Genomic DNA, 20435 nt, shown 5'->3' with positions numbered 1-20435 from the left:
AGTGTGCTGCAGGCCAGCGCCGCTAATTCTGTTCTCAGCTCAAAATTAGGACATATAACGGTGGCAAATGAACAAAAATAATGCGAATAAAACACGGGTGTAAATGGAGCAGACCTGCCTAGCACTGGTATTTTCTACGGAAAATTCTAAAAACTCCAGTTATTTTGGATTCCTCCAGAATAAGATGTGATACAAGCAGGTCAGTCAGCATTAAGCAAGGTCCAGGCTGGGCTGATAATGAGCATATTGAGGCCGTAATTCTAATATAAAACCCATTTTTTGGTTCGTTGAACAGCCTGGCATTCCTCTTGATAACCCCTTTGGTAAATCTATTTACTCTTGTTGTCCTATGGCAGATCCCAAGCAAATTGTTGAAAATGTTTACAGTGTTTTTACAGACAATAATTTAAGTCGAATTCTGCCGCTACTGGATGAGAAAATCGCGATATATATCGTTGGACACGGGCCAACGGATCGTGAATACCAGGGCAGAAGCGGATTCTTAACCATGATGTCGCAACTCTATACAATCTGTGAGAACCTGCGTGTTCACTCGCTGATCTATTTCACCCCGGAAGATGATCAACAAGATTCCATCATTACAACTGGTTTGTTTGAAGGTATTCTAAGAATTGACAACGAGCCAAGCGTGTTACCTTTTGTGCATTCCTGGCAAATAAAGGCTGAGAAAGTTGTTGAACTAAGGGTATTTTACTGGAACTCTGCCAAACTCCTGTACCGCCTGCAGCCGGAAGGGAACAGACCGGATTTTCTCCCAAACGGGCAGCATATATGGAGCAGTGGTCCCGATAACCCGTAGTGCCTGCCGTGCATCCATCAGAAATGGTGCTTCTATACTTATGTTTTTATTGAACTGGCTACCTTCCGCCGGGCCTGGTCAAGGATGAAATCCCCTGTTTTTACTGGAATATCATCAATTTGTACTGCAATGAGCCTCCCTGCATCCTGTAAGTTTGTTCCGGCAAAAGAGATTCAATCATTACTTCTTCCAACTATTTGATAAGGTTATCCATACGCCGCAATAGCAAGCAAACGATGCGTAAAGGTATGCCTGTGAAAATGCGGAATGCATGTAGCTGACTTTTAATGACAATCAACATTTAATCTTTACAATTATGAGCAAGATCACGGTAACTGACGGAACAGAAATTTATTACAAGGATTGGGGAACAGGGCAACCCATTGTTTTTCATCATGGCTGGCCTTTGTCAAGCGATGACTGGGATGCGCAGATGATGTTTTTTGTAAACAAGGGATTTCGTGTAATTGCCCATGACCGACGTGGGCATGGACGTTCGTCCCAAACGTCCCAGGGGCATAACATGGAAACGTATGTAGCTGATGTCGCAGAGCTGATGGAGTTTCTTGATATAAAAGATGCCATTCACATCGGCCACTCAACCGGAGGCGGTGAAGTGATCCGTTATGTAGCCAAATATGGCGGGGAAAGGGTTGTTAAAGCTGTTTTAATTAGCGCGGTTACACCGCTCATGGTTCAAACTGAAACGAACCCCGACGGTATTCCGATGTCGGTTTTCGATGAAATACGGGAAGGTACGGCGACCCATCGCCCACAATATTTCCAGGATTTTACGCTGCCCTTTTATGGCTACAATCGGGAAGGAGCCAATGTGTCGCAAGGCATTCGGGATAACTGGTGGCGTCAGGGCATGATGGGTAGCATTAAAGCGCATTATGACGGAATCAGGGCTTTTTCCGAAACGGACTTTACCGAAGACCTTCAAAGTGTGGATATTCCGGTTTTGGTATTGCATGGTGAGGATGACCAGATCGTTCCGTTTTCGATCTCCGGTGCCAAGGCTGTTAAATTATTGAAAAATGGAAAACTGATTTCTTACCCAGGCTTTCCGCATGGTATGCCCACCACCGAAGCGGCTACGATCAATGCCGATCTGTTGGCTTTTATTGAATCCTGATCAGCCAATGCTTTTTGATGAATGAACGTGTTAATGACTTCCGACATTGGTTCTTATCGGTGTCGGTATGTTATAGCGTAATCATCTTGTTGATTAATAAATATGTCATTTAAAATTGGTGTTTTTTGTATGAAACCATCTCCAAATTTACTCTCTCCGGAAAACCATGCCTTGGTATTGATTGATTTCGAAGGCCAGATGGCCTTTGCGACACACAGCATCGACATCAGCGAGCTGAGAACCAATGTAGCCATCATCGCAGGCGCTTCCAAAATTTTCAACGTTCCTACCATTGTCACGACCGTTGCAGAGGAAAGTTTTTCAGGACCAGTTTTTCCGGATGTGGAAGAATTTTATCCTGTGGCAACTTCCGGGTACCTTGACCGGACTACCATGAATACCTGGGAGGACGAAGCGGCTTATAATGCCATTGTCGGTACCGGAAAACAAAAGCTGGTACTGGCCGGATTATGGACGGGTGTTTGCATTGTGGGACCTGCCTTATCTGCACTAACGGAGGGTTACGAAGTTTTTGTAATTACCGATGCTTGTGGTGATGTGTCGGTCGAGGCACATGAACGGGCCATTCAGCGCATGGTGCATGCCGGGGTGAAGCCGGTCACTTCTGTTCAGTATCTTCTGGAACTGCAGCGCGACTGGGCAAGACAGGAAAGCTATGTGGCCGTCACGGATCTGATGAAAAAATACGGCGGTTCTTACGGTTTAGGTATACATTATGCCCACAACATGCTTAAACATTAACCTTATTTTACCGTACAGCCCGGTCTGCCGGAGAGTAAGCTGTCCCTTGAATCATCGCCGTTCTTTGTCCGGGTTGTCCCGGGTTGTATTGCTGATGCTCTGCTGCTGTTGCGTAAGGAAGGGATTGCAGGCGCAGACGTATAAGCTTATGCGTTATGATGAAAATTATAAATCCTGGCAGGATTCAGCACGGACCGTTTACAACCGGATTAAATACGTTCCGCTCGCATCCGATAAAAATGCGTATGCATCCTTCGGAGGAGAAGCCCGGCTGGAAGTTGTGAATTTTGATAATGAAGACTGGGGAAGACTGAAAATCGGAAGCAATAACTTTCTCCTTCAGCGTTACGATCTGCATGGGGATCTTCATCTTGGTGAACGGTTCAGGATATTCGGTCAATTGAGAAGTGCCTTGCAGGGCGGAAGAAAAAACGGTCCGAGGCCGATTGACGAAGATCAGCTTAATATCCAGAATCTGTTTCTGGAGTTCAGAGTTGGGCATGATCAGAAAAGGACGTTGACAGGCCGGGCCGGGAGACAGGAAATGGATTATGGATCTGGTCGTCTGATTTCGGTTCGTGAAGGTCCCAATGCACGGTTATATTTTACCGGAGCCAAAGTAATGTATGCTTCTGAACGGCTGTTTCTGGACGGGTTTATCATGATGGCTGATATAATACGAACCGGTGTATTTGACAACATAACCGTAAAACAGGCAAACCTGTGGGGTGCATATTCCAAAACAATCGTCCCCAAAGCAGGCAATCTGGACCTGTATTACCTGGGTATCAGAAGAGATCATTCCATTTTTGAAGAGGGAAATGAAAAGGAGCTGCGCCATACGCTTGGTGGCCGGTTTTGGAAATACGGCGGTGGGTTTATCTATAATCTGGAAGCAGCTTATCAGTTTGGTAAATTCGGTGAAGGGCATATCAAAGCCTGGACAGGTTCGCTGGACATAGGTTACTTGTTTGAGAACGTAAGGTTCAAGCCCAGCATCAACCTTCGCCACGATTACATTTCCGGTGATAAAAAGGCAGGCGACGGAAATCTGCAGACCTTTAATCCGCTTTATCCCAAAGGAGGTTATTTCGGGTTCAGCCCGCAGGTCGGACCGGTTAACCTCATGGATATTCATCCTTATGGAACCATGGCACTGTCCACCAGGCTGAACCTTCAGCTGGATGTGGTTTGTAACTGGCGCTACTCGCTCAGCGATGGCGTTTACAGGCCCAGCGGTACGTTCAATCTGGCGGGGTCCGGTTCAAAAAAAAGATACATCGGTACGGCCTGTCTGGCCAGTCTTATGTACGGATTGAACAGGTTCATTTCATTGAATACAGGAATTCAGTATTTCAAAACAGGCGGTTTTATTGATGATATCATTCCCGGTTCCAAAGATGGTCTTTTTATCAATACCCGCGCTGTTTTCAAATTCTGAGACATGCGCGCAAAAAATTATCAACCTTTTTCCAAATCCATGTTAAGATGAAAATACTGATTTTGTCAAGACAGTCCGTTTTGATCTGCTTTCTGTCAGTGATGCTCTTTTCACTGGCAATCGCACAAGAAACAACAACTGAAAAGCAGACCGCAAGTGCCGTTGGAACACACACGATCTGGGGAACGATTGACGGCGTTCAGATTGAAGGTATGGTACAAGGCCCTTCCACCGAATCAACGCCTCTGCAGATCGCCTGTGTTTTTGAATATACCGAAGGGGATATTTTTAATTCTCCGCCCGCTTTACCGGCTGCCATCAACGGCATGGTACACCTGGACCATGACCTGAAAGGCATCATTACGGATCTTCGTAAAAGCGGCAAATTTACAGGTCATGCCTTTGAGACACTGCTGATCACGCCGCCCGCAGGCATGGTTTCGCCCAGGCAGGTTTTACTGATTGGTTTGGGAGACAGAAACAAATTTAGTCCGGATCTGATGACAGCCATTGGTGCTGCAGCCATGCGCGAAGCATTGCGGCTTGGTGTGAGCAGTTACGCATTTGCCAGTGATCTGAAGGATGCAGGTATTGATTCTCCCACGGCGCTTGTTGCAGCCAATGTCGTAAAAGGATCTTTTGAAGCTTACCGCACGCAGGCTTATCTGAAAAGCAAAAAGATGGCCGCTTATAAACCGCTTGCCAAAATCACGCTGCTTGCCGGACCTGCATTTTATACCGTAGCCGGAGAAGGGATCAAAGAAGCCATTGCCACATTCCATAATTAAATCTTCAAAGACTTTGCTTCCAGGTGAATGTCTTTCAATAAAACCGGTATTGTCTTATGAAAGCTGACCTTGTTCTGTACAACGGTAAAATACATATCATTGAAAATCAAACCTCAGGCATTACGGCCGTTGCCATTCAGGACGGAAAATTTATAGCCGTTGGAAGTGACAGTGAAATCATGCCCTATATCTCAGAAGGCACCAAAAGTATTGATCTGAAAAAGAAACGGGTCATTCCCGGAATCAATGATTCGCACATTCACCTGATCCGCGGCGGGCTGAATTACAATCTGGAACTCCGGTGGGACGGAGTGCCTTCACTGGCCGATGCTTTAAGAATGCTTAAAGAGCAGGTTTACCGGACACCCTCGCCGCAGTGGGTGCGTGTGGTGGGAGGCTGGTACGAATTCCAGTTTGCTGAAAGACGCCTGCCGACTTTGGATGAAATCAATGCGATTGCACCCGAAACACCGGTATTTATTCTTCATTTATATGACCGGGCACTTTTGAACCGCGCAGCGTTGAAAGCAGTAGGGTTTACCAGAGATACACCGGCGCCTGCCGGTAGTGAAATCCAAAGGGATGCCAACGGAGAACCGACCGGACTGATCATCGCTACACCGAATGCGATGATATTGTATGCCACACTGGCAAAAGGACCCAAACTTTCGCTGGAACACCAGATCAATTCCACGCGTCATTTTATGACAGAACTCAACCGTTTTGGCATAACAAGCGTCATTGATGCCGGTGGCGGTTTTCAGAATTTCCCACAGGATTATCAGGTTGTAAGTGAATTGAATGAGCAGAAGCAACTGACTGTCCGCATTGCCTACAACCTGTTTACACAGCGGCCAAAACATGAACTGGAAGATTTTGAAAACTGGACCGGCTCCGTAAAACTGCATCAGGGCAATGACATGTACCGGCACAACGGGGCGGGGGAGATGCTGGTTTTTTCAGCAGCAGATTTTGAAGATTTTTTGCAGCCGCGTCCGGATCTGCATGAAAATATGGAAGCCGAACTCGAAAAAGTGGTGAGGCATCTGGTGGAAAAACGCTGGCCGTTCCGTCTGCATGCGACTTACAACGAAAGTATTACGCGGTTTCTGAACGTGTTCGAAAAAGTGAACAGCGAAATTCCGTTCAACGGTTTGCACTGGATATTTGATCACGCAGAAACGATTGACGAGCGCAATATCGACCGTGTAAAAGCACTGGGTGGCGGCATTGCCATCCAAAGCAGAATGGCTTATCAGGGCGAATATTTTACAGATCGCTATGGTGCATCCGCTGCACTGCATACACCGCCCGTAAAACGGATGCTGGAAATGGGTGTGCCCGTCGGCGGCGGTTCCGATGCCACGCGGGTAAGCAGTTATAATCCATGGGTTTCCATGTACTGGCTTTCGGCCGGACGTACAGTTGGTGGTTTGCAGTTATACAATCAGGAAACACGACTGAGCCGGGAAACCGCACTGGAGTTATATACAAGAGGCGGAGCCTGGTTTTCCAGTGAGCAGGGTAAAAAAGGAGATATAAAAATAGGTATGCTGGCCGATCTGGCCGTGCTGGATCAGGATTATTTCACCGTGGATGAAGAAAGTATCCAAAGTATCGAATCGGTTCTCACGATCGTTGGCGGGCGGATTGTCTATGCAAAAGATGATTTTTCTTCCCTCTCACCCGAACCTGTTCCTATTCTTCCGGACTGGTCACCAACCAGGATTTACAATGGGTTTTACTCCGGAAAGAGCCACGGAAAGAATGCTTCAGGCAGTATTTCAGGCGAAAATTCAGCTGCTTCGGAAATTACAAATGCTGTCCATTGCTGCACGGGTAGCTGTGATATTCACGGGCACGACCATGATAAAGCCAGGCTTAGTAATGTGCCGGTCAATCATTATACCGCTTTCTGGGGTGCGCTGGGCTGTTCCTGTTTTGCATTTTAAATACCGCCATGGAAATTATAAAATCGATTCTCTACTCGGATGCAGGCAGTACGGTCAACAATCTGGCATTAATGGTTTTCAGGATTCTGCTGTCCATTGAGCTTTTCAGGGTGCATGGTATGAAAAAATTCCGGGTACAGAACGGACAAAAAGAGCATGTTCCTAATCCGTTGCATTTACCCGATAAACTGAACGGACTTGTTGCCGCTTTTTCAGATACTGTCGTGCCCTTTCTGGTCATTCTGGGATCAGGAACCCGGTTTGCTGTTTTGCCCACAATCGGTGTTACGGCAATTGGATATTTTGTTGTTCACCGGAACGACTCTGCCGAAGTCCGGGATGTTCCTTACATGTATACGTTGTGCTTTCTGTTTTTGCTGGCAATCGGAAGCGGTACGTATTCTGTTGATTATTATATTCTTAAGTATTTGTTGAACTAAATGAAAAGAAAAACGATGGACGCTAAAATTGGCATCAAACCGGATCAGTTGTCTGAGGTAGCACATTCGCTCAATAGTATTCTGGCTGACGAATTTGTACTTTATACCAAAAGCAGAAAAGCACACTGGAATATTGAAGGCCCTGATTTTTATAACAAACACAAGTTTTTCGAAGATCAGTATACCCAGCTGGAGCAGATTACAGACGATGTGGCCGAACGTATCCGCACGCTCGGACATTACGCTCCGGCTACGTTAAAGGAATTTCTGGCACTTACGCATTTGTCCGAGCAGTCCAGGGAAGAAAACAGCAGCATGGGTTTTATCAAAGACCTGCTGGCCGATCATGAAAGTATTCTGATCCGTTTACGTGAAAATATCAATGGTTATGGAGTTGCCCTGCATGACATGGGCAGCAGCGATTTTATTACCGGCCTGATGGAAAAACACGAAAAAATGGCCTGGATGCTCAGGGCACATTTAACCTGAAACGTATATGACCAAAATCCGGTATATGTTACTTCATTAATGAATCGGCAATCGATTAATTGTTGGGCTGACCGCCCATAGCTTAATGCAACCGCTACAAACCTATGGAACAGCAAAAGAATATCTGGTACGTTACACTGCTTCTCTCATCCGTTGCCGGATTTTGCGACACGGTAACTTTCGTTGCTGCGGACTCTGTTTTTTCAGCCCATGTGACAGGAAACTTTATCGTGTTTGCCTACCAAATGGTAAAAGGTTCCGATGCACAGGCCTGGGTAAAATTGCTTACGTTTCCCGTATTTGTCCTGTCCGTTATGGTTGGCGGATGGATGGCAGCACGGGTGAACAACCGTTATACCTTACTTTTTACAGAAGGGATGATCCTGATTCTTTCCGGTATTGCCTTTATGGTACTGACCGTTTTGGAAATGATGGATGCGTACAGCTGGATGCTTTATTTGCTGGCCATGTTGGTGGTGTTTGCGATGGGACTTCAAAATGCCTTTGGGAAATTATACGCAAAAGAAACGCATGGCCCGACAACGATGATGACAGGAAACGTAACCCAGGCTTCGCTGGATCTGGGTGGACTCTTGACGGGCGGCTTTAAAGATGCTGCCGTTTTTTTAAGTTTCAAAAAGCAGCTGTCAACAATCTCAGGATTTCTGATCGGCTGTCTGTTAGGTGCTTTGCTTGGCAAAGATTACGGGCTGGCCGCTATCATTTTACCAGGGCTGGGGATGGTCACATGTTATAAATTTACCCAAAGTTCTAAGTAAGTAAATTTGCTCACCTTTGGAGCATTCCTGATTTCTTTGTTTCAGAGGTTTATCCGATTGAAACTTTGACAGATGCTGCCTGATGCAGGAAACAAGAGTCAAAGCGACCCTGGCGACAGACGATAGCTGACAAACCTGACTAAAATTACGATGGAAAAAGAAACAGCCCGGATTGAGGCTTTTAGTGACGGGGTTTTTGCTATTGCAATTACACTGCTGGTGCTGGACCTTCATGTGCCTAAACCGGAAGATATCAAAAACACTTCCATGTTAATCAGTCGGTTGCAGCAAGCCTGGCCTTCCTATATGGCCTTTACAATCTCATTTTCCAGTATTTTTATCATGTGGGTCAATCATCATAAGATTTTCAAGCAGATCTACAAACGCAATTCAACCGTGATGTTTGCCAATGGTTTGATCCTGTTTCTGGTTACCTCTGTATCGTACCCTACGGCGCTGTTGTCACGGTTTTACAACACCTCGTCTGCCGGGTTGGTCGTGGCACTTTACACAGGCATATTCGTGCTGATCAACCTTTCCTACAACCTGTTATGGTATGCTGCAAGCCGGGATAAGGAACTGCTCAGGCCGGGCATGACCGATGCGGCGATCTTAAGAATAAGTAGAAACTATCTGTATGGTTTGCCTACCTACCTGGCTGCATTTGCCATTTCTTTTGTTTATCCCGCTGCGGCTATTGCAATCTGTGTTTCACTCTGGATATTCTGGGCGCTGTCATCGGGCAAAGTTCCTGGACCGCTTTAATCTTTGGACTGGTTTGTAGCCCAAGCTAAACGGTAATACTCCCCAAAATGGAGACCATCGGTTAAAATAGCCGCTGAAATTTACAATCCGAATGGTGCCGTTTTATTCGGTAATGGCCTGTTTTTCTAAGACATGACGGGCTGGGTTCCTTCGGAAACGATCCGATTTACTGGCTATCGGGCCGGCTTGAAAGGCTGGCCGATATGATTTGTTGTTTGATCCTGACATTAGATCAGCGTTGTAAAAGTTTCATTTGATGGATAGTCAAACGGACCCATACAGCGCACTGTACCGTGCGGTACTTCCTTTGTCTGACCAATAAAATGCTGTCGTGTATCAAAAAAGATATTGCAGTTACGAAGGCTCTTTGCTGACAAGATCATTTCCGGATAGAATCAACAGTGCGGTCGAACTCCTTTCCAGCATCGGGAATGCTTTTCCTACTCCCCAGACAATAAGCCAAATGATATCCGTCGCGCCTGCTGACCATCCTGGCTGTAAAATCTTCTAAACAGGCAATGCGATCTTTGAGACTTAAAGATGGCAAGATGCCGCGGCCGGATCCTGCACGCCAGTAGCCAATGTTCACTACAATTCGTTTACGATTTTACGGCCTTTGGAACGGATTATATTTATACAATCAGCCAATTTTAACTGAAAACGGCTAAATCTAGCCATTCCCAGTTACCCTGAAACCTTCAGGGATTGTATCAATTCATTCGCTATCACTAAATGATAATTCAGTATGATAGGACTTCCTTCAAAATTTCCGGAGGTTTCAGCCTTCAAAAGGCTCTCCGTTTCTTTTTCTTCAAAGCTGACCGGCTTTATAGTTGCCTTGTACCGCTCGTTGGAATCGGCAATCCAGTGCTCAATTTCCTTTCGTCCATTATGCGTTCTGCCTTCGTCAAAGACTACGGCTGTTTCGGAAAAGCAATTCGCGTACGCAACGCTGTCAAAGCTGTTCTGCGTTTTTACTAAATCTGCTACTATTTTCGGTAAGTTCATTTTTTTTAGCTGTTAAATCGTGGGTACTGTTCCGCCGTCAATCACAAATTCCGTCCCTGTGAGGTACTTTGCCCTTGGCGAAACCAGAAAGCCAACCAGCTCTGCAACTTCTTTGGGTTCAGCCGGTCTTCCGAATGGTATTCCGCCCAATGCATCCATGACACCTTGTTGTGCTTCTTCTACAGTCGTATTCGCGTTTCTTGCAATTTCGCCCAGCCAGGCTTCCGATGCGGTCGTATTGATCCAGCCCGGCGAAACCGTTAGCACCCGGACACCCTTGGGGGTCACTTCATTCGATAAACTTTTACTGTAGTTTCTCAATCCTGCTTTTGCAGCTGCGTAAGGCAAAGTAGAATCGTACAACGGGAGCTTGCCCTGTATGGAAGCGATGTGAATGATAACGCCACTTTTTCGATCCACCATCTGTGGTAAAAATCCTCTGTCCAGCCGAACCGGAGCAAGCAAGTTGGCCTGCAGCGTTGATTCCCAGTCTTCATCGGATAATGCGGCGAAACCGCCAGCCGGTGTTACGGAAGACCCCAGGTTATTCACCAGAATATCCAGCCTTCCATATGTCGACAGCACCTCGCTGACGACCTTTTGCGCCCCTTCTTTTTTGCTTAAATCGGACGCAATGAAATGCAATTGGCTGTTTTCATTTTCCGGTGCGTTTCTTGCGGTAACAATAACCGTTGCACCAGCTTGTAAAAGCCTTTCTGCAATGGCTTGTCCGGCCCCTTTTGTACCTCCTGTTACCAGCGCAATCTGGCCTGATAACTCATTGTTGAAATTAAACTGTTCCATTTTATTGTCGTACTTTTAAGAATGAATGATAGGACAAAATTGGATGGTAAAAGCAGTTCCTACAAGTACGGAATTACGATTCATATAGGGATAAATTGATCCCCTATTGCACGCATTGAGACATACGTTTAGATTTGCTATATGTATGAGAGAAAAACAACTCCGAACCTGAACTGCGGACTTGACCTGATCGGTGAAGTGCTTTATGGCAAATGGAAAATCCGTTTGCTGTGGTTTATCAATGAAGGGCATCAGCGCCCGAGCGAACTGCAGCGCAAAATCCCCGATGCGTCACGCAGGGTTCTGAATGTTCAGTTGAAAGAGTTGGAAGAACACGAACTGATCACGAAAAAAATTTATCCCGTTGTACCGCCCAAAGTAGAATACAGCCTTACCGAATTTGGCAAGACATTAATCCCCGTGATTGCCGCACTGGGGCAATGGAGCGATGAACACGAAAAACGGTTGCGGAATGTAATTTTGAAACAAATTGTAAGTTCTGATCTGGACAGCTCCCTGATTAGTTAAAATTTCAGGTGCAAGTGCCGATGTAAGGATCGTTTTTGCAGCTGCTTTGAAAGCCAATGCAAGAGGGATTATTCTGGTACAAAATTACCCTTTCGGCCCAGTTTGTACCGAGTGATGCTGTTAAGTATGTTACTGAAAATATGAGAAAGGCTGGTGAGTTACTGAATATTTGGGTTTTGGGTCGTTTGATCGTGATGGTGGAAGGGTTTTGTTCGTTTTCGGATGATGAATATATCTAACGAAATCAAGTATTGCTGTGATATTCATTGATTGGTAAATCTTAATAGAATCTTACAGACCAACAATAACCCTCCCAACTTATTATGATTAGCAAGATGGTTAGACTTTTTATACGGAACAGGTCGGCTAAGTTATATGGGCTAGTCTTGTAAAACTACCTTAAATATATTATATAATTTGCAGCTAATTGCTCTAAGATTTATGCCCAATTTGTAGAAAAGGATTTAACCAATCAACCGCTCCAACCTCGTCATCATCTCATCCTTCTCCTTTAACATCCGCTCATACAAAGCAATTTTCTCTTCATGAAGCTGAATAATCTTGTCAAGCGGATTAAAGTGTACAGCTCCGTAATTGGTAGAATTGCCAAAGGGGCTATCATTGAAAGTATTCGTAATAATATTAATAGCTTGATCTTCATTGAAATTTCGGATCGCCTCGGCCGGAATTTTCAAAATCGCGGCCACTTGCTCCAAAATGTCGGAATCGATTTTTTCTTTTTGTTCGAGCAGCGAGATTTTTTGCTGGTTCCAGTCTTCGCCAAGCTCAAACGCCAGCGCGTCTTGCTTTACGGACATCATTTCTCTGAAACGCTTCAAATTACGGCCTTCGTGGATCTTCGGATTGGAGGTAGTATGTGCCATGTGGAAAGGATGTTTGGTTAAAAAAAGCAATTTATACAAATCTCCCGGCATTTGCTCTCCTAGAGCGAAGCGACCGTCTTGATTAAAGTAAAGACCTTCGAATATGTACACTGGGTCCACCGGCACCGACAACAAGCCCGTAAAGTGTATTCAATTCTTTATGAACCTGAGCCGGCCCGCAGAACTGGTGAAACGAGTACTGCAGCCAAGTATCGTGAACAGGGTATCAGGGGTTTCCAGAATCCTGTACGGAACCGGAAAATCCGGATACCTTTTCCCCGGATTTGGATAACTGCCGCTGCGGGTTGCTTTCTAAGTTTGCATTAAAAAAAGAAAATATGATAGCAGCAAAAGGATATGCGGCGCAAACGGCAGAGAGCCCGCTAGCGCCCTGGCAATTTGAAAGACGCGAGGTCGGCGCGCACGATGTGCAGATCGAAATTCTGTACTGCGGTGTCTGTCACACCGACATCCACCTGACCCGCAACGAATGGTTTCCCGGAATCTTCCCGATGGTTCCCGGTCACGAGATTGTTGGACGGATCAGTGCCATTGGTTCCGATGCCCGAAAGTTCAGGATCGGCGATCTGGGCGGTGTCGGCGTCATGGTGGATTCCTGCCGGGAGTGCGCCGACTGCAAAAACGGTCAGGAGCAGTTTTGCAGTGTTGCCCCGGTCCAGACCTACAATAACCTGGGCCATGACGGCCTGCCGGTGTATGGCGGTTATTCCAACATCCTCGTTGTCAACGAAGATTTTGTGCACCATATCTCCGAAAAGCTTGACCTGGCAGGAGTAGCGCCCTTGCTTTGCGCGGGCATCACGACCTATTCTCCGCTGAAAAGATGGAACGTTGGCAAAGGACACAAGCTGGCGGTGGTCGGTCTGGGCGGATTGGGCCATATGGGCGTCAAATTCGGTAAGGCCTTAGGGGCAGAGGTAACGGTTATAAGCACTTCTCCGAGTAAAAAAGAAGCTGCAAAGCAGCTCGGAGCAGACCATTTTATCATTTCCAGGGAAGAGTCCGAAATGAAAGCGGCATTTAAAACGTTCGATTTTGTGCTCGATACGGTTTCGGGCAACAGCGATGTCAACCCTTACCTGGCTATTTTAAAAACCAATGGCATTTACGTCAATGTCGGTATGCCCGCCAAACCTTGGGAAGTAAGCTCCTTTACGCTGGCGACCGGTAACAAGGTCATTGCCGGGTCTGGTGCGGGCGGCCTTCCGGAAACGCAGCAGATGCTGGATTTTTGTGCAGAGCATGGTATCGTCTCTGACATCGAACTGATCGATATCAAGGATATCCATACCGCTTACGACCGGATGCAGAAAGGCGATGTCCGGTACCGTTTTGTCATTGATATGAAAACCCTGTAATTTTAATCAATGAACAAGCCGTACCTCATCAATTCCATCTCCGAGCAGCACCGCCTGCTCGGATTGACCGGGCCCAAACATCCACTGATCAGCGTATTCCGGCACGAAGATGCCGATTACGCCAGCCTGGTGGAATTGCAGCATTTTACGCTGAACTTCTACTGTATTTCCATCAAAACGGATTACGACGGTAAGCTCAAGTACGGGCACCGCCATTATGACTTTGATGGGGGCATGATGGCCTTTATATCGCCCAATCAACTGCTGATGAAGCTCGACCCCGGCACAAAACCGCCGGGCGGTATGACGCTCATGTTCCATCCCGATTTCATCGCCGGCACACCACTGGCTACCAAAATCCGGAGCCTGGGGTTTTTCTCCTATGAGCTTCATGAAGCCCTTCATTTGTCCGAGCAGGAAGAGGTGAAGATTAAAGACTTGTTTTCCAGCATAGAAACCGAATATCAAAGCGGGATAGACCGTTTCAGCCACGAAGTGATGATTGCCCACATCGAGCTTCTGCTGCAGTACAGCAGCAGGTTCTATGCCCGGCAGTTCATCACCCGGAAGGTGGCCACCGACGAGATTTTGGTTCGCCTTGAAAATGTCCTTAACCAGTTTCTGGATGCGCAAAAAGGGCTGCCGACTGTACAACAGATCGCCAGGGAACTGAACGTGTCGGCCGATTATCTGAGCGATATGCTGCGCGCGGTATCCGGCCAGACTGCCCAGCAGCACATCCAGGCCAGAGTAATAGAAAAGGCCAAGGAGCTGCTGACAACCACCAATTTACAGGTGAGTGAAATTGCCTATCAAATGGGCTTTGAATATCCACAGTCCTTTCACAAGCTGTTCAAGAACAAGACGAACATGTCGCCGATGGAATTCCGCGAAAGTTTTAATTGACCGCAATTTAGACGATTAAAGGCCTTTGCGGAATAAGGAAGTTAATGGGATGTTTTTCCCCTTTGGCGATCAATGGCTGAATAGAGCTTATCCCGTTTGTCTAAACGCATTTGGTATTAAAAAGCCAAGTGCTTGATGGGGTCTTTGCGTATTGTAATCGTTGATCCAGCGGTCAACCACTTCCCGAACTTGTTGCAAACTCCGGAATAAGTAAGCATTCAGAACTTCACGGCGAAAAGTGCCATTAAATCGTTCAATGTACCCATTTTGTGCCGGTTTACCGGGTTGTATCCAACGCAATGCTGTTTCATTTGATTCGCACCATTCCGTCAACGCAATGCTGATTAACTCAGGCGACCGCCGCGTGGTTGTAAAAAGTGGCTTTGCTGATTCCATGTTCACGGGTAATCTGGACAACTGTTTGCCCGTTTTCCAGCTGTTTCGGAACGGCCGCGATCTGAGCTCACTAAATCGGTTCTTCTTCATTTTTCTTCCCTTTTGTGAAAATTAATAGGAAAATTCTTTTTTCAAATGATCACTTCAAGAGGACGCTTGCAGAATAACGCCAAATTTATGAATAGTGGACCTCGAGTAACCAAGGGATTAGGCACCAGACTAGCATTCGGAAGTTGGTTTAACGAGAGTCATGCTGTTAAAATGTAAACCCGATGGACATTTTTGATGATATAAAGCCGCGCGAAATTCCAAAAGTCCGGTAACCCAGAGGAAATGGGAAAACAGTAAATTTTTCAGCCGTTGGAGATGTTTTATTATAGAATACAGATCCGTCGATGTAGATTCTTCTGAAGAGGCGCTGCTGATATCCAAGGGATAGTGCCGTATTGAAATCCCGCGCTGTTGAAATGATTGGATAACGCAGTAAATCATCCCTTCGTTTCAGTGTTGTAATGTCGTAACTTCCTTTGATCCCGGTATAAAGGCCGGATAAATTGCCGCCTGCCCTGCCAAGCCTGATCATTAGTTTCTGCAGGTAATAGTAACGCAATTCGAGTCCGGCTCCGGTGGAAAGAAATGTAAGGCCGGCGCCCGACATGCCGTCTTTACGATAAAAAAGCGCAGCATTGGCCTGGATCGAAAAAGGGCTGTTGGCCAGTTTGATTTCGTAAGCCAGACCCGGGTTGAATGTTTGCTGCTTAAAGCCGATTGCAATATTCGGCATTTCAATTTTAAGCTGATCCTGTATCAGCTCATCGCAGATCATTACATCACATAACGGGCTGGTCCGGCTTCTTTTCCAATCACCCAGTGCAATCCCGATTCGCGCCTGCGTGCCTAAAACAAAATTGTTGATACCAGAAATACCTGAACGATAATCCAGATAGGAATCTTTACTAATCTCTTTCTGATAAATGCCCAGTGCAAAATCAATAAACCAATGGTTGAAAAAACGACTTTGAAAACCGTAAAGAAGGCTGAAACCACCATTATTTTTAATTTCAAAACGTGCGGATGGATACATTCACTCTGATGGTGCTCCGTTCCACTGGACAACCGTCCCAACGGCTTGTTTGAGCCCCATGAACCTGGCGGCACTTTCGTTGATGATCATGGCGAGGCTATCCGTTGAAAAGTCGCGTGAAAAGTCAGGACCTTGTTTGATTTGCCAATTTACCATCTTGCCATACTCATAGCTGATGCCTACGGTTCCCAGGTTGCTCAATATTGCGCTTTATATGGTCCATTTCACTTGTAAAACCGGGTGGCACTCAAGGCCCTCAGCGTAGTACTCGCCTCTTAACATTCATGGGTTAACTGTTGTAACCAGTTTCCTTCTCACGGGTTCAAACCTGAAACCAGAGTTCAGGCATTTGGAGACCATATTAATACTATTTTTAATTAGTATAAATAATATTACTTTTGCGGAAAACAAAATGTTCCCTGATGAAAATAAAATTACAATCAGTACTATTCTTTGCCGTTTCCGTTTGTTCTTTCAACCTTGCCTGCGCCCAGTCAGCTGCTTCGGGGGATATCCGGGGTATCGTGATGGATAACAACAGGCAGCCTGTCCCGTTCGCTTCCATCATCGTGAAAGGGACTAATATAGGTACTACTGCAAACCGTGACGGAAGTTACCGGCTTGATAATTTACCCAAAGGAAACGTTTCGATCAGAGCTTCTTTTATCGGATATACGATTCAGGAAAAAGAAATTATGCTTGACGCTGATACGGAACAAAGCCTGGATTTTGAATTAAAAGAAAGTTCTTCCCAGCTCGACGAAGTCATTGTTTCCGCAGGACGCAGGGTAGAGTCGCTGGCTGAAACGCCGTCGTCCGTGACCGTTGTGAACGCAAAGGAAATAGGCGCACTCTCTACCATAAGCCCCAACATCGCTAACATTCTGGCGTTTTCGGTTCCCGGTTTGGGAGCATCTACCAATCAAACCGGGAACTCGGGACAAACATTGCGCGGCCGTAACCTGCTGGTCCTGATTGATGGAATACCGCAATCAACACCGCTAAGAGCCGGAGGACGGGATATCCGCACGATTGATCCCTCGGTGATCGAGCGGGTGGAAGTGATTAAAGGCGCGACGGCAATCTACGGAAATGGTGCCGACGGCGGATTGATTAACTACATTACGAAAACACCAAAAACAGACCAGAAAATCAATGGGTACAGTCAATTGAGTCTCACAGGCAATACCAGGGGAGACAGTACGCTGGGTTTCCGGGCTTCACAGCAACTGTACGGACGGATAGCTAAATTTGATTACGTGGTAAGCGGAATGTACGAAAAAACAGGCGTTTACCGGGACCCGGAAGGATTGGTGATATCTCCTGATTATGGACTGGGAGAAACCAAAATATACAATGCATTTGCAAAGGCAGGTTATAATATCAGCGGTTCTCAGCGCATCGAGGCGATGTATAACTATTACAGCTCCAATCAGCATTCGGCTTACATTGCCAAGGCCGGTATTTACAGACAGTCTCCCGCAATAGGTGTGTGGGGAACCCGGAAAGGAATCGACGAGGGTACGCGCTACAATCACAATGCCAATATCCAGTATACGAACAAAAACATTTTTGGACGGACTTCTCTGGCTGCCAATGTGTATTTGCAGGATTTCTGGACGGTTTATTCCAATTCAGAATCATTTTTTGGCAGCGGTCAATCGGCTATTATTTCAACCAAGAAAGGTTTCAGGCTCAACCTGAATACTCCTTTTACCATATCGCCGAAACTGTCGGGAGACGTAACTTACGGAGTGGATATACTGAACGATAAGACGGAACAAAATCTGGTTGACGGCCGTTCCTGGGTGCCGCGCATCAATATGAACAACCTTGCGCCTTATGCACAGCTTACGACACAATGGTTTGATTACCTGAACCTGAAAACGGGTTTGCGTGCGGAAAATATCAAGATGGATATTGCCGATTATGCCACTTTGGCTACTGGTCCCGACGGTGCAGGAAGCATTGACGTAACGGGCGGAAAGCTGGATTACAATGCGTTCGTATTCAATGCAGGACTTAGGTATTCAAAGTTCAAGCGGTTCAATCCGTTTTTCAGCTATTCCCAGTCATTTTCTATTTTTGATCTGGGCAGAATATTAAGGGCTGCAAACGAAAACACGGTGGCAGGTCTGCAAACCGAACCGATTATTGTAAACAATTATGAAGTTGGTTTCAGCAGTGCATTGGGACCATTGAATGTGTCGGCTGCCTATTATTACAGTACATCGAAACTGGGTTCCAATTTACTTCTGGTGGATGGTAAATACGTTGCCGAAAGATTGCCGGAGCGGGTTTGGGGTTACGAATTCCAGGTTGACTATCAATTAACTGACAACTTTGTTTTAGGGGGCAACTATGCTTTTGTGGAAGGCAAAGGGGATAAAGACGGCGACGGCAATTTCAATGGCCCAACCGATAAATACCTGAATTCGAACCGCATCACGCCCGCGAAAATCGCCACTTACGCCAGGTATAACAAGGCCCGGTTTAACGCAGACCTGAACTGGTTGTACGTAGGTAAAAGGGACCGGTTTGTACCCAACGAAAAAGGTGTTTATCCAATCGGGGAAGGGCCAATCGAATCTTATAACACCTTTAATTTGTCTTTGGGATACAAAATTACGCAAAGCCTGAAAGCTGATCTGGGTATTGAAAATTTGCTTAACACAGTTTATTACCCGGCTATTGCACAGTTTTACGGAACAGCCATCGATTACCGGAGAGGAAACGGGCGCAGATTTAATTTAACCGTTGGGTATCGTTTTTAGCTTTTATGAAAATCAAAAAAGGGATCGGATTTTTACACCTTTGGCTCGGACTTGTGTCCGGGCTTTTTGTGTTTTTGATTGCGGTCAGCGGCTGCCTCTATGTTTTTGTCGACGAGCTTAAACCCATCGTTTACCGTGAGCGCCTTTTTGTAAACCCGGAAAACAAGGAAAAACTTCCTTTGACCCAACTGCTGAGCATTGCCCAACATACACTCGGAAAGGACAAGATCATCACCAGAATCGAGATGGGCAATGCTCCGGACCGGTCCGTGACTTTCAGGTCGCAAAAGAATAACCCCGATGGATTGACCCACTGGGACTATTTCGAGTATTATTACCGGGTATACATCAATCCGTATTCCGGGAAGGTAATTTATGTGGAAGATTCGGAAAACGAGTTTTTTCAGCTTGTGCTTGCATTGCACATGCGAATGCTATTCGGAGAAAAAGTCGGGCATTATGTTGTCGGGTATTCCGTGCTCAGCTTTGTTGTCGTATTGCTCTCCGGCTTTTTCCTCTGGTTTCCCAGGAAATGGTCAGCCAAAAGCATTAGGAAGAATTTCACGATTAAATGGGGTGCAAAATGGAAAAGGCTAAACTATGACCTGCATCAGATCCTTGGACTGTATGCATTTTTTATCCTGTTACTAACCTCCCTGACCGGCCTTGTATGGGCATTTGACTGGGTGCAGGATACCGTGCGTTTTGTTGCAAACGGTGGCAAACATATAGAAGCGCCTGCTCTTCTGGTTTCAGATACACTGCATTCACAGGCTGTTTCAGGGTTGGACAAGGCATTCGCGACAACCGTCACCCGCTACCCGGATGCGTATGCATACCTCGTATTATTACCTGTCAAAGCCACGTCTGCAATCAACACACTGGTATATAAAAAAGACTGGAACCGCTTCGACCGCGTGCTGATCGTTTATGACCGGTACTCGGGAAAAATACTTTCCAGCAACTCCTTTCAAAGCCTTAATAACGGTGACAAGGTTTATCAGCTCAATTTCGATTTACATACGGGCGCGTACATGGGTTTGTTTGGTAAAGTCCTTTCTTTCCTTGCCGCTCTGGCATGCTCCACGTTACCCGTCACCGGTTTTTACATTTGGTGGAATAAAAAGAAAAAGTCACCAGTCCGAAGCCACGAAGTACGTGCCAAATCTTTTTGACACGATTTTCCGTATTCAAGCATTTTCAATGGGCATTACAAACTACATATCAGGTAACATTGCTTTATTGTGATCCCGATTGGCTGTTTCTTAACTGCATTTGTCTGCTGTTTTGTTAATGCA

23 protein-coding genes and 1 pseudogene are annotated in these 20435 nt (G+C 46.0%); 18 read left to right on the top strand and 6 right to left on the bottom strand.

From position 1 onward, the window contains the following. Positions 1-349: 349 nt before the first annotated feature. From FEM33_RS17715 to FEM33_RS17670, 10 genes are all read left to right on the top strand, one after another. Positions 350-820, top strand: a complete 471-nt coding sequence (locus FEM33_RS17715; RefSeq protein WP_139013325.1) for a nuclear transport factor 2 family protein — start codon at positions 350-352, stop codon at positions 818-820. 316 nt (positions 821-1136) lie between these two features. Next, the gene (locus FEM33_RS17710; RefSeq protein WP_139013324.1) at positions 1137-1958 is read left to right on the top strand and encodes an alpha/beta fold hydrolase; all 822 of its coding nucleotides are present in this window, start codon (positions 1137-1139) and stop codon (positions 1956-1958) included. A gap of 129 nt (positions 1959-2087) precedes the next feature. Then, positions 2088-2720, top strand: coding sequence for a hydrolase (locus FEM33_RS17705; RefSeq protein WP_139013323.1), 633 nt, complete (start codon positions 2088-2090; stop codon positions 2718-2720). A gap of 148 nt (positions 2721-2868) precedes the next feature. Then, a complete protein-coding gene (locus FEM33_RS17700) occupies positions 2869-4161 on the top strand; it encodes an alginate export family protein (protein WP_201747783.1) in 1293 nt (430 codons plus the stop codon). Between the two features lie 47 nt (positions 4162-4208). Next, positions 4209-4949, top strand: coding sequence for a M17 family peptidase N-terminal domain-containing protein (locus tag FEM33_RS17695; RefSeq protein ID WP_139013322.1), 741 nt, complete (start codon positions 4209-4211; stop codon positions 4947-4949). 56 nt (positions 4950-5005) lie between these two features. After that, positions 5006-6901, top strand: a complete 1896-nt coding sequence (locus FEM33_RS17690) for an amidohydrolase (protein ID WP_139013321.1) — start codon at positions 5006-5008, stop codon at positions 6899-6901. Between the two features lie 8 nt (positions 6902-6909). Further along, positions 6910-7341 carry a DoxX family protein gene (locus FEM33_RS17685; RefSeq protein ID WP_139013320.1) on the top strand — a complete coding sequence of 144 codons (432 nt, stop codon included), beginning with the start codon at positions 6910-6912 and terminating at the stop codon, positions 7339-7341. A 15-nt stretch (positions 7342-7356) separates the two neighbouring features. Next, positions 7357-7830: a Dps family protein gene (locus tag FEM33_RS17680; protein WP_139013319.1), complete on the top strand. Its 474-nt coding sequence runs from the start codon at positions 7357-7359 to the stop codon at positions 7828-7830. 104 nt (positions 7831-7934) lie between these two features. After that, positions 7935-8609: a YoaK family protein gene (locus FEM33_RS17675; RefSeq protein WP_139013318.1), complete on the top strand. Its 675-nt coding sequence runs from the start codon at positions 7935-7937 to the stop codon at positions 8607-8609. A gap of 150 nt (positions 8610-8759) precedes the next feature. Beyond that, positions 8760-9374 carry a TMEM175 family protein gene (locus FEM33_RS17670; RefSeq protein ID WP_139013317.1) on the top strand — a complete coding sequence of 205 codons (615 nt, stop codon included), beginning with the start codon at positions 8760-8762 and terminating at the stop codon, positions 9372-9374. A gap of 684 nt (positions 9375-10058) precedes the next feature. Here FEM33_RS17670 and FEM33_RS17665 read toward each other — a convergent pair. After that, a complete protein-coding gene (locus FEM33_RS17665) occupies positions 10059-10382 on the bottom strand; it encodes a nuclear transport factor 2 family protein (RefSeq protein WP_139013316.1) in 324 nt (107 codons plus the stop codon). A 12-nt stretch (positions 10383-10394) separates the two neighbouring features. Then, a complete protein-coding gene (locus FEM33_RS17660; RefSeq protein ID WP_139013315.1) occupies positions 10395-11186 on the bottom strand; it encodes an SDR family oxidoreductase in 792 nt (263 codons plus the stop codon). Positions 11187-11327: 141 nt separating this feature from the next. On the opposite strand from FEM33_RS17660, the gene FEM33_RS17655 reads away from it, so the two are divergent. From FEM33_RS17655 to FEM33_RS27075, 3 genes are read left to right on the top strand one after another with little or no spacing between them, the layout of a single operon-like run. Beyond that, positions 11328-11714, top strand: a complete 387-nt coding sequence (locus tag FEM33_RS17655; RefSeq protein WP_139013314.1) for a winged helix-turn-helix transcriptional regulator — start codon at positions 11328-11330, stop codon at positions 11712-11714. A 1-nt stretch (position 11715) separates the two neighbouring features. Beyond that, complete coding sequence (locus tag FEM33_RS27080) at positions 11716-11829, top strand: JAB domain-containing protein (protein ID WP_139013515.1); 114 nt, start codon at positions 11716-11718, stop codon at positions 11827-11829. Then, complete coding sequence (locus tag FEM33_RS27075; RefSeq protein ID WP_374756437.1) at positions 11798-11953, top strand: JAB domain-containing protein; 156 nt, start codon at positions 11798-11800, stop codon at positions 11951-11953. The genes FEM33_RS27080 and FEM33_RS27075 overlap by 32 nt, the downstream gene beginning before the upstream one ends. A gap of 225 nt (positions 11954-12178) precedes the next feature. On the opposite strand, the gene FEM33_RS17645 is transcribed toward FEM33_RS27075, so the two are convergent. Further along, entirely contained in the window at positions 12179-12598 is a 420-nt protein-coding gene (locus FEM33_RS17645) for a helix-turn-helix domain-containing protein (protein ID WP_139013313.1), read from the bottom strand. Positions 12599-12701: 103 nt separating this feature from the next. On the opposite strand from FEM33_RS17645, the gene FEM33_RS26750 reads away from it, so the two are divergent. From FEM33_RS26750 to FEM33_RS17630, 3 genes are read left to right on the top strand one after another with little or no spacing between them, the layout of a single operon-like run. Continuing rightward, positions 12702-12890 (top strand): hypothetical protein, encoded by a 189-nt coding sequence (locus FEM33_RS26750; protein ID WP_139013312.1) that lies wholly within the window; start codon positions 12702-12704, stop codon positions 12888-12890. 46 nt (positions 12891-12936) lie between these two features. Beyond that, on the top strand, positions 12937-13977 hold the full coding sequence (locus FEM33_RS17635; RefSeq protein ID WP_139013311.1) for an NAD(P)-dependent alcohol dehydrogenase: 1041 nt from the start codon (positions 12937-12939) through the stop codon (positions 13975-13977). Between the two features lie 9 nt (positions 13978-13986). Next, complete coding sequence (locus FEM33_RS17630; protein WP_139013310.1) at positions 13987-14883, top strand: helix-turn-helix domain-containing protein; 897 nt, start codon at positions 13987-13989, stop codon at positions 14881-14883. A gap of 87 nt (positions 14884-14970) precedes the next feature. Here the strand turns inward: FEM33_RS17630 and FEM33_RS17625 are convergent. From FEM33_RS17625 to FEM33_RS17620, 3 genes and pseudogenes are all read right to left on the bottom strand, one after another. Then, positions 14971-15237 (bottom strand): annotated as a pseudogene (locus FEM33_RS17625) (integrase core domain-containing protein); the annotation flags it as partial. After that, positions 15233-15319 (bottom strand): hypothetical protein, encoded by an 87-nt coding sequence (locus tag FEM33_RS27070; RefSeq protein WP_374756436.1) that lies wholly within the window; start codon positions 15317-15319, stop codon positions 15233-15235. The pseudogene FEM33_RS17625 and the gene FEM33_RS27070, both read right to left, overlap by 5 nt. Positions 15320-15535: 216 nt before the next feature. Next, on the bottom strand, positions 15536-16363 hold the full coding sequence (locus tag FEM33_RS17620; RefSeq protein WP_139013308.1) for a hypothetical protein: 828 nt from the start codon (positions 16361-16363) through the stop codon (positions 15536-15538). A gap of 422 nt (positions 16364-16785) precedes the next feature. Here FEM33_RS17620 and FEM33_RS17615 point away from each other — a divergent pair, with 422 nt between their 5' ends. Both FEM33_RS17615 and FEM33_RS17610 read left to right on the top strand, forming a co-directional pair. Then, complete coding sequence (locus FEM33_RS17615) at positions 16786-19137, top strand: TonB-dependent receptor (protein ID WP_139013307.1); 2352 nt, start codon at positions 16786-16788, stop codon at positions 19135-19137. Positions 19138-19142: 5 nt separating this feature from the next. Further along, positions 19143-20312 carry a PepSY-associated TM helix domain-containing protein gene (locus FEM33_RS17610; RefSeq protein WP_139013306.1) on the top strand — a complete coding sequence of 390 codons (1170 nt, stop codon included), beginning with the start codon at positions 19143-19145 and terminating at the stop codon, positions 20310-20312. The last annotated feature ends 123 nt before the right edge of the window (positions 20313-20435 follow it).

The organism is Dyadobacter flavalbus, from assembly GCF_006149045.1.
Lineage (GTDB): Bacteria > Bacteroidota > Bacteroidia > Cytophagales > Spirosomataceae > Dyadobacter > Dyadobacter flavalbus.
The sequence above is the reverse complement of the archived record's forward strand: the minus strand, read 5'-3'. Positions and strand labels throughout refer to the sequence as shown.